The organism is Saccharopolyspora endophytica (genome assembly GCF_018070075.1).
In the GTDB taxonomy this organism is placed as follows: domain Bacteria; phylum Actinomycetota; class Actinomycetes; order Mycobacteriales; family Pseudonocardiaceae; genus Saccharopolyspora; species Saccharopolyspora endophytica.
On the sequence record NZ_JAGPXE010000007.1, the window covers coordinates 156,658 to 165,726 of the forward strand.

Here is a 9,069-nt window from a genome sequence, read left to right on the forward strand (position 1 = left end):
CAGCGAGGCCCTTCGGCCGCCCAACCCACTGAGATTCGGGTCCTGGCACCCGCCCGGCGTCCGCTTCCCGGCAGCCTTGGTCGACGCAGTTCGAACAAACGGTCAGCCCGAGCCTCGGCCTGACGTCCGCAGCAGCACAGCGGCAAGGAGACTAGCGGCTAGGTCACCTAGTCAGGTCGCCGTAGGTTAGGACAAACCTGCTGTGTGTCTTGTCGATGGCGGGCCCGCCAGTTCGCTGTCCGGGGTATCAGCCGGATAGACGATGAGCGATGGCGTGTGCTGGTTCCGCTCGGGCGCCCAGGATCGGATCTCGTCGCAGAGGTACTGGGTCAGCTCGGCGGCGGCTGGCCCGTGACCGATCGCGCCCAACTCCCAGTGCACCTCGTCGCCGGATTCCAGTCTGCGGGCGGTGAGGGAGACCAGCGTGTTGCCCTCGGCCAGCGCCATACGCCACCAGTCCGGTGCCGGGTTGCATACCTGGGTGGACGTCGGCGCGGACCTTGAGCGCTTCGACGATCGATGGGGCATGTGGGCTCGATCAGGTGAGGGGAAGCCCGAAAAGTGCGGCGGTGGCGCCGAGACCGGCGCAGACGGCCAGGGTGCGCAGCATCGGCCAGCGCAGCGCGAACACCAGGACGAGGGCGATGGCGGTGATCGCGGCGGCCACGGGTCGGAAGCTGGCTAGTTCGGGCAGGTTCACCTGCACCGGCCCGAATCGGTGGACATCGCTGGTGGTGAAGAGGGTGTGCAGGGCGAAGTACAGGGCGAGGTTGGCGATCACACCGACGACAGCGGCGGTGATGCCGGTCAGTGCGGTGGAGATGCCGCGGTTGTGGCGGAGGCGTTCGACGTAGGGGGCGCCGAGCAGGATGAACAGGAAGCAGGGCACGAAGGTGACCCAGGTGGTCAGCAGCGCCCCGAGCACCCCGGCGACCCATGGGTCGAGGCTACCGGGGTGGTGGTAGGCGCCGAGGAAGGCCACGAACTGCACGACCATGATCAGCGGGCCGGGGGTGGACTCGGCCAGAGCGAGGCCCCGCACCATGTCTTGGGCGGAGAGCCAGCCGTAGACCTCGACGGCGCGCTGGGCGACGAAGGCGAGCACGGCGTAGGCGCCGCCGAAGGTGACCACGGCGGTGCCGGAGAAGAACAGCCCCTGCGTGGTGAGCGTGCTGCCCACGCCGGTGAACACCGCCACCGCGGCGATCGGGGCGGCCCAGAGCAGCAGACCGACACCGAGCACGGTCAGGCTCCGCCGTGTAGAGGGGGCTTCGTGGTGCAGGGCGTCGTCGGGGATCAACGGTGCTGGTCCGTCGGCGGCGCCGTTGGTGGGCGGGGGTTTGATCGTGCGGGGTGCGAACCGGCCGAGTGCCCAGCCGATGGCCGCTGCTGCGGCGATGACGATCGGGAACGGGACCGCGAACACCGCCAGCGCCACAAAGCCGGCGGCGGCGATCCCGATGAGCGCGGGGTGGTGCAGGACGCGTTTGCCGACCCTGGGTACGGCTTGGGCGATGATCGCGACCACCGCGGGTGCGAGCCCGGCGAAGATCGCGGTCACCAGGGTGGTGTCGCCGAACGTCACGTAGATGGCCGACAGCGCGAGCAGGGCAACCATGCCGGGCAGCACGAACAGGGTCCCGGCGATGATCCCGCCGCGGCGGCCGTTGAGTAGCCATCCCACGTAGATGGCCAGCTGCTGGGCTTCGGGGCCGGGCAGCAGCATGCAGTAGTTCAGCGCGTGCAGGAAGCGTTGTTGGCCGATCCAGCGTTTCTCCTCGACCAGGGTGCGTTGCATGACCGCGATCTGCCCGGCCGGGCCTCCGAACGTCTGCAGCGAGATCAGAAACCACGCCCAGGTCGCGGTACGCAGTGGGATGACGTCCCGGTTCGCGGTTTCGGACATGGGTGAGCGTCCCTCCTCGTTCAACTCCACGCGCAATGTAACCATGGTTGCACTAGTGCGGTGGAGGGGTGTCCAGGTGGCGGGATGCGGGCTGGCCGAGGCGGTGGGAGTGGTCGGTTAGTGGGGTTCGGGGAGTGGGATGAGGCGGTGGGCGTGGTCGAACAGGGCGTGTTCGACGAGCCGGGCTGCGGTGAGAGCGGCGAGTGCGGTGGCGGCGAGCAGCATGTACATGACCACGATCTGGTAGCGGATGGCGGTGAGGGGGTCGACGCCGGCGAGGATGAGTCCGGTCATGGCTCCGGGCAGGCTGATCAGGCCGACGACCTTGGTGGAGTCGATCGCGGGCAGCAGCGCGGTGCGCAGCGCGGAGCGTTGGTGGGGCAGGAACGCGTCGCGGGCGGGGAGCCCGAGGCAGAGCCGGGCTTCGATGGCTGGGCGGGCCTGCTGGGCGTCTTCGCGCAGGCGGCGCAGGGCGACCCCGGCGGCCTGCATGGCTCCGGAGACGATCATGCCGCCGATCGGGACGACGACCCGCGCTTGGGTGGAGATGATCCCGAGGCCCAGCAGCGTGGCGAGGGTGACGAGGCTGCCGACGGCGACCCCGAGGGTGGCTGCCCACCGGGCTCGGGGCAGGCCGGTGCCGCGGCGGCCGGCGACCTGTCCGGCGAGGAGGATCATGATCGTCACCCAGCCGAACGCGCCGGGAAGGCCGGTGTGGGCGAAGATCACCAGCAGCAGGACGCCGACCGCGGCCAGCTGTGCCCCGGCGCGCAGCGATGCGGTGATCAGCTCGCGGGTCAGGTGCAGCCGCTGCCGGTAGGCCACCGCGGCGGTGAGGGCGATCAACAGCAGGGAGGCGGCGACGCCGCCCCAGCTGGGCACGGACAGTCCGGTCATCACCCGGCCTCCAGGTAGTCGATGTGGTCGGGGTGCCCGTGGGCGACCAGGCGCCCGTGGTGCAGGACCAGCACGTGCTCGGCGATGCCGCGAACGAGGGGGAGGTCGTGGCTGACCAGGATCACGGTCCCGCCCGCGGCGGTGTGGTTGCGGGCGGCCTCGGTGATCACCGCTGTGGTCACGGCGTCCAGCGCGGCGGTGGGCTCGTCCAGCAGCAGGACCTCGGGTTCGACGGCCAGCGTCCGGGCCAGGCACACCCGCTGCGCTTCGCCGCCGGACAGGCCGCTGGTGCGGCGTTGCGCGAAGCGTGCGGGCAGGCCCACGAGATCGAGCAGGTGCTGGATGCGGTGCTCGGTCAGCTCCGCGCGTCCGACACGCAGCTCCTCGGCCACGTGGTTGGTGAGCAGCACCGGCTGTTGCGCGACCAGGCCGACCCGGCGCCGCAGTGCCAGCACTTCGAGCTCGGCGAGCGGGGTGCTGTTGAGCAGGATCTGGCCGGTACTGGGGTCCTCCAGCCGGTTGAGCAGGCGCAGCAGGGTGGACTTGCCGGCGCCGCTGGGACCGACCACCGCCGTGCACGCTCCGGCCGGGAGACGGGCGCAGACTCCGTCGAGCAGTCGGGTTGGGCCGCGGGTCACCGTGACCCGGTCCAGAAGAAAACCGGGCACGGTGCTCATCCGGGTGCGGCGGCCGGGGCGTCCGGAATGGTGGCGTCGGGATGGTTGGCGGCGGGGAGGGTGAGGATGACGGTGGTGCCGCCGTCGGGATGGTTGGCGGCAGTCGCGGCACCGCCGTTGCGGCGGGCCAGCGCGGCGACCAGGGCCAGGCCCAGTCCGGTGCCGCCGCCGGTGCGGGCGTCGTCGGCGCGGGTGAAGCGGTCGAACGCGTGCGGCAGGAACTCGGGGGCGATGCCGGAGCCGTGGTCACGCACCCGGATGCTCACCCCAAGCTCGGTGTCGGGCGGGCTGGCCGTGATGATGATGGGTGGCTGCCCGTGCCGGGCGGCGTTGTCGATCAGGTTGCTCACCGCCCGGTCGAGATCGCCGGGATCGGCGCGCACCGTGAGCTCCGGTGAGCAGTCCAGGATCACTTGGTGCTCGTCGAGGGTGCTGCGGTAGCGGGCGATCACTGACTCCAGCACGGGACGCACCGGGGTGGGCTCGCCGGGCCGGGCCGGCGGACCGGCCTGGTCGGTGCGGGCGAGCAGGAGGAGGTCCTGGGCCAGGCGGGATAGTCGTTCGGTTTCCTCCAATGCCGAGCCCAGCGCGGCGGTCAGTTCCCGTGTGGTGCGGGGTCGGCGCGCCGCGAGTTCGAGTTCGGTGGTCAGCAGGCTGAGCGGGGTGCGGAGCTCGTGGCTGGCGTCGGCGACGAACTGCCGTTCCCGCTCGACAGCGGCGTGCAGGCGGTCGAGTAGATCGTTGAACGTGGTGCCCAGCCGGGAGATTTCGTCGCGAGCCGACGGCACGGGTAGACGCTGCGTGGGGTGTGCGGCGGTGATGGTGGCGGCGCGGGCGCGCATCCGTTCCACCGGTCGCAGTGCGGCGGCGGCCAGCAGGTAGGCCCCGACCGCGGCGGCGAGCAGCGCCAGCGGCAGGCCGACCGCCAGTTCTTGGCGTAGGTCGGCCACCGCGGCGTCGCGGTCGGCGAGGGTCACCGCGGCCACGGCGATCCGGCCGTCCGCACCGGTGGGGGCGGCGGCGATACGCACCGGCCCGTCCAGCTGTCCGGCGGTGGCGTGATCGACCACGAGCTCGCCGCGCCGCGCGGTCGCCAGCTCCGCTGGAGTCAGCAGGGGCTGGTCGGCCACGTCCGGGGAGCTGGCGATGATCTGGCCTGCGTCGTCGAGGACCTGCTCGCCGGTGTCCCGGCCGCCGCTGGACAGCGCTGGTGCGGCGGTGGTGGCGATCGGTTGGAGGTCGCGCAGCCGGTGCTCCAACGATTCGCTGATCGAGGCGTCGAGCGATTCGCGTGTGTGCGTCACGGTGACGATCCCGACTCCGAGCAGGACCAGCGCCATCATCACCGTGAACGCGGCGGTGAGCCGGATCCGGAGCGGCCACCGCCGGATCATCGCGCCCCCACCCGCGGCCGTCCACCATCCGGCCGGAGCCGGTACCCGGCGCCGCGCACGGTCTCCAGCGAGACCACCGCGAATGGCCGGTCGATCTTGTCCCGCAGCGCGCGGATGTGCACCTCGACGACGTTGGAGCGGGATTCGTAGGCGAAGTCCCAGCAGTGCTCCAGCAGCAGCTCGCGGGTGAGCACCACGCCGGGCTGGCGCAGGAACATCTCCAGCAGCGCGTACTCCTTGGCCGTCACCGCGATCTCGGTCTCGCCGCGCCAGCACCGCCGGCTGGCCGGGTCGATCCGCAGATCGCCCGCGGTGAGCACGGTGGGGCGGGCGACCGGGCCGCGGCGGGTCAATGCCCGCAACCGAGCGAACAGCTCCTCCAGGTGGAACGGCTTGGTCAGATAGTCGTCCGCGCCGCCGTCCAGGCCGCTGATCCGATCGGTCACCGCGTCACGGGCGGTGAGCATCAGCACCGGCACCCACACCTGCTGGCGGCGCAGTCGCCGGCACATCTCGAACCCCGACAGCCGGGGCAGCATCACGTCCAGCACCACCGCGTCGTAGTCGCGGCTGACCGCCGCCCCGAACCCGTCGGCCCCGTCTGTGGCGACATCGACGGCGTAGCCCTCCTCGACCAGGCCACGGCGCAGCAGGCCCGCCATCTTCGGCTCATCCTCCACCACCAGTACCCGCACCATCCATCACCTCTCTTCAGGCGCCACCCCCGAGCACCCTGCACAGGCGCCCCTTCACGGGCACGGTGCCACCACATCCGGGTGACCGCCGTCGTGTCTTCATCACGGCTTCATCTCCACCGACTACCCATACCCATGCAACCACCTCATGCAACCACGGTTACAGGAGCGTGGAGAATGGAGAAGGCATGAACCGCAAGACGAAGATCGGGATCGGGATCGCCGCCGGAGTGCTCGTCCTCACTGGTGGGGGCGTGGGCCTGGCCTCCGCGATGTCCGGCGACGGCGACGAGGTCAGCGGCCCCGCGGCCGACCAGGCACGAGCCGCGGCCGTGCAGTCCGTGCCCGGCGGGAAGGCCGGCGCTGTCGAGACCGAGACCGACGAGGGCGCCGCCGCCTACGGCGTCACCGTCACCAAGCCCGACGGCTCCACCGTCGAGGTCCACCTCGACAGCACCTTCCACGTCGTGGGCACCGAGGCTCCCGGCCAGGACCACGACGCCGACGGTGACGAGGGCTGACCGCGTACCACCGACCACGATCTACACCGACCACGATCGAGTTCGAGGAGGGCAAGGACATGCCGTTCACCCCCGCCCGCGCGGCCCGCGTGGTGTTGCCGCTGGCCGCGCTGCTGCTGGTCCCGCTCGCCGGCTGTGGCACCGACACCACCCCCGCCAGCGACACCGCTGCCGACGCCGAGCATCGGCGCCACCAGCCGATCCCCACCACCGAGGCGGACTGGAAGCCGGTCACCGACACCCTGGGCCGCACCGGGAAGTTCGGCGACAACAACACCGTCTACCGCATCGGCCTGCCCCGCACCGACCTGCAGGTCACCTCCGGCGGCGTCGAGATCAAACCAGGGCTGTCGCTGGGCGGCTACGCCGCCTTCGCGAAGTACCGCGACGGCGTCATGCTCATGGGCGACCTGGTGGTCACCGAGGCCGAACTGCCCAAGGTCACCGACGCACTCCAAGCCCACGGCATCGCGCAGACCGCGCTGCACAAACACCTGCTGCAGCAAACACCGCCGGTGTGGTGGACCCACATCCACGCCATGAGCGACGACCCCGCAGCGCTCGCCCAAGGCGTGCAAGCCGCACTGGACGCCACCGCCATCCCAGCCCCGGCGCCACCAGGTCAGCAGCCGCCGATCGACCTGGACACCGCCGGCATCGACCAGGCCCTGGGCCGCAAGGGCACCGCCGACGGCGGCATCTACAAGTTCAGCATCGCCCGCAAGGAGACCATCACCGACGACGGGCATGTCCTTCCGCCCACGTTCGGGGTGACCACCGCGATCAACTTCCAGCCACTCGGCGGCGGGCGGGCCGCGATCAACGGTGACTTCGTGATGACCGCACCCGAGGTCCAGAAGGTGATCCAGGCGCTGCGTACAGGCGGGATCGACCTGGTCGAAGTGCACAACCACAGCCTCACCGAGCAACCCCGCCTGTTCTACATGCACTTCTGGGCCGTCGACGACGGCGTCACCCTCGCCAAAGCCCTCCGCCCCGCGCTGGACGCCACCAACCTGCAACCCCCAGGCTGATACCACTCACGCCGACAGCGTTTCCGGCCCCGTCGTGACGATCGGCGGGGCCGGACAAGCACCATGACAACGAGCATGACAACGGGAAGGAGCGCAGGATGCGGCCACGCACCGTTTTGGACTGGATCGCTTTCGTGCTACTGCTGATCGGCGCGTTCGCCTGGGCGGCGTTCGTCACCGACATCAACGTGCTGGATCGGGCACTGGAACCCATCGCCGATCCGCTCGACGACATCGTGTTCGTGCTGATCGGACTCGCGGGCCTGTACTGGATCGGCCGCGTCGTCGTCGGAGACCGAACACATCAGTGAGCAACTCCACCGATCCAGCGCACGAGCGACCATCGACGGGATCGGCAGCGCCGCGGCAGGCAGGGCAGCGGGCAGGGCAGTGGGTGTTGCTGTCCTACCGCATGCCCCGCGAGCCGTCCACCCCGCGGATCACGGTCTGGCGCAAACTCAAACGCCTCGGCGTCGCCCAACTCGGCGACGGGCTGGTCGCGCTGCCCGCCGACGCCCGCACCCGCGAACACCTCGACTGGATCGCCGACGAGATCCTCGCCGCCGGCGGCACCGCCGGCGTGTGGCTGGCCCAACCAACCAGCCTGGCACAGGAACGCCGCCTGGCACAGACCATGGCCGCCGCCCGCGCCGCCGAGTACCGCGCCGTGCTCACCGAAGCCGAACAAGCGCGCTCACTCGGCGAGGCCGAGCGACGACGCGCCCTGCGCACCCTGCGCGCCGAGCTGCGGCGTATCCACCGCCGCGACTACTTCCCCCCACCCGAACGCGACACCGCGCAGGCCGCTGTGGACGCCCTGCACCCCGACCACCACACCGAGGAGACCGCATGAAGTGGGCCACCCGCGAACACATCCACATCGACCGCGCCGCCTGCGCCTGGCTCATCCGCCGCTGCATCGACCCGGACGCCGCCTTCGTGTTCGTCACCGACCCCGCCGACGTCCCCCCAGACGCCACCCCGTTCGACATGCGCGGCGTCGACCTCGGCCACCACGGCGACGACTGCAGCTTCGAAACCATCCTGCGCCGCCACGACCTCACCGACCCCGTGCTCTGGCGCATCGCCGAAATCATCCACGAAGCCGACCTCGACGACGAACGCTACGACGCCCCCGAAGCCCCCGGCCTCGACGCCATCCTCCGCGGCCTATCCATGATCGGCGACGACCAGCACACCCTCACCATCACCAAACCCATCTTCGACGGCCTCTACGAGTACTACCACCGCACCCAGATGCTCGGCCGCGAACCCGCATGACCGCAGGGAACATCCGCCGCGCCACCCTCGGCATCCTGGCCGCCCTGCTCTGTGCAAGCCTGCTCGGCACCGATCACCCCGCGACAGCGACCCCCTCATCAGCGGTGCCCTTGCTGGAAGAAGCCACCCCACCAGCGAATGCCGTCCTCACCGAACCGGTCGACTGGGTGTACCTGACCTTCGACCGACTGATCAACACGTTCAGCATCCGGGTCACCGGCCCCAACGGCCACGACGTCGCCCGCGACAACGCCATCGTCAAGCACGACATGATCTCCCAGCCACTGCACACACTCACCCAGCCGGGCACCTACCGCGTCACCTGGCAGGTCATCGACCTCGACGGCCACCAGGCCAGCGGATCACACAGCTTCACCATCACCCCCGGCGTCACCACGACCCCCGAAAACACTGCCACCACACCAGCCACCACCCCCCACTCAGTACCGCCGACAGCGCCACCAGCCACCAACCAGTCCACGATCACCACGCCGCTGGCCGCCACGATCGCACTCAGCCTCCTGGCAGGACTAACCCTCCTCACCATTCGTCACCGTCGACGCGTCCGCGCATCACGTGCGCAGCGGCCAGACCGGACATGACGACAACCGCAGTCACGAGACATTCGGTCGGCATAGCTCCCGTAGTCCTGGCCTACCAGCGC

Annotated in this window: 12 protein-coding genes; 6 read left to right on the plus strand and 6 right to left on the minus strand. The window is 70.5% G+C overall.

All coding sequences use genetic code 11. The features are described from left to right. Positions 1-186: 186 nt before the first annotated feature. The 6 genes from KBO27_RS17825 to KBO27_RS17850 all read right to left on the minus strand — a co-directional run bounded on the left by KBO27_RS17825 (position 187) and on the right by KBO27_RS17850 (position 5,569). Positions 187-447: a hypothetical protein gene (locus KBO27_RS17825; RefSeq protein ID WP_075849297.1), complete on the minus strand. Its 261-nt coding sequence runs from the start codon at positions 445-447 to the stop codon at positions 187-189. Positions 448-538: 91 nt separating this feature from the next. Continuing rightward, the gene (chrA, locus tag KBO27_RS17830; protein WP_075849299.1) at positions 539-1,906 is read right to left on the minus strand and encodes a chromate efflux transporter; all 1,368 of its coding nucleotides are present in this window, start codon (positions 1,904-1,906) and stop codon (positions 539-541) included. A 117-nt stretch (positions 1,907-2,023) separates the two neighbouring features. Further along, the gene (locus KBO27_RS17835; RefSeq protein ID WP_112276288.1) at positions 2,024-2,803 is read right to left on the minus strand and encodes an ABC transporter permease; all 780 of its coding nucleotides are present in this window, start codon (positions 2,801-2,803) and stop codon (positions 2,024-2,026) included. After that, complete coding sequence (locus tag KBO27_RS17840; protein WP_075849301.1) at positions 2,803-3,480, minus strand: ABC transporter ATP-binding protein; 678 nt, start codon at positions 3,478-3,480, stop codon at positions 2,803-2,805. Before KBO27_RS17840 ends, KBO27_RS17835 begins: the two co-directional genes overlap by 1 nt. Next, on the minus strand, positions 3,477-4,874 hold the full coding sequence (locus KBO27_RS17845; protein WP_210971096.1) for a sensor histidine kinase: 1,398 nt from the start codon (positions 4,872-4,874) through the stop codon (positions 3,477-3,479). Before KBO27_RS17845 ends, KBO27_RS17840 begins: the two co-directional genes overlap by 4 nt. Next, complete coding sequence (locus KBO27_RS17850) at positions 4,871-5,569, minus strand: response regulator transcription factor (RefSeq protein ID WP_205215529.1); 699 nt, start codon at positions 5,567-5,569, stop codon at positions 4,871-4,873. The genes KBO27_RS17845 and KBO27_RS17850 overlap by 4 nt, the downstream gene beginning before the upstream one ends. Before the next feature lie 188 nt (positions 5,570-5,757). Here KBO27_RS17850 and KBO27_RS17855 point away from each other — a divergent pair, with 188 nt between their 5' ends. The 6 genes from KBO27_RS17855 to KBO27_RS17880 all read left to right on the plus strand — a co-directional run bounded on the left by KBO27_RS17855 (position 5,758) and on the right by KBO27_RS17880 (position 9,007). Then, entirely contained in the window at positions 5,758-6,090 is a 333-nt protein-coding gene (locus tag KBO27_RS17855; protein ID WP_075849307.1) for a PepSY domain-containing protein, read from the plus strand. Positions 6,091-6,149: 59 nt separating this feature from the next. Then, the gene (locus tag KBO27_RS17860) at positions 6,150-7,124 is read left to right on the plus strand and encodes a DUF1259 domain-containing protein (RefSeq protein WP_083666521.1); all 975 of its coding nucleotides are present in this window, start codon (positions 6,150-6,152) and stop codon (positions 7,122-7,124) included. A gap of 98 nt (positions 7,125-7,222) precedes the next feature. After that, positions 7,223-7,435, plus strand: a complete 213-nt coding sequence (locus KBO27_RS17865) for a DUF378 domain-containing protein (protein WP_091679556.1) — start codon at positions 7,223-7,225, stop codon at positions 7,433-7,435. 83 nt (positions 7,436-7,518) lie between these two features. Beyond that, positions 7,519-7,977 (plus strand): Chromate resistance protein ChrB, encoded by a 459-nt coding sequence (locus tag KBO27_RS17870; RefSeq protein ID WP_091679585.1) that lies wholly within the window; start codon positions 7,519-7,521, stop codon positions 7,975-7,977. Next, entirely contained in the window at positions 7,974-8,405 is a 432-nt protein-coding gene (locus tag KBO27_RS17875) for a chromate resistance protein ChrB domain-containing protein (protein WP_210971097.1), read from the plus strand. The genes KBO27_RS17870 and KBO27_RS17875 overlap by 4 nt, the downstream gene beginning before the upstream one ends. After that, positions 8,402-9,007, plus strand: a complete 606-nt coding sequence (locus tag KBO27_RS17880; protein ID WP_075849313.1) for a copper resistance CopC family protein — start codon at positions 8,402-8,404, stop codon at positions 9,005-9,007. Before KBO27_RS17875 ends, KBO27_RS17880 begins: the two co-directional genes overlap by 4 nt. The last annotated feature ends 62 nt before the right edge of the window (positions 9,008-9,069 follow it).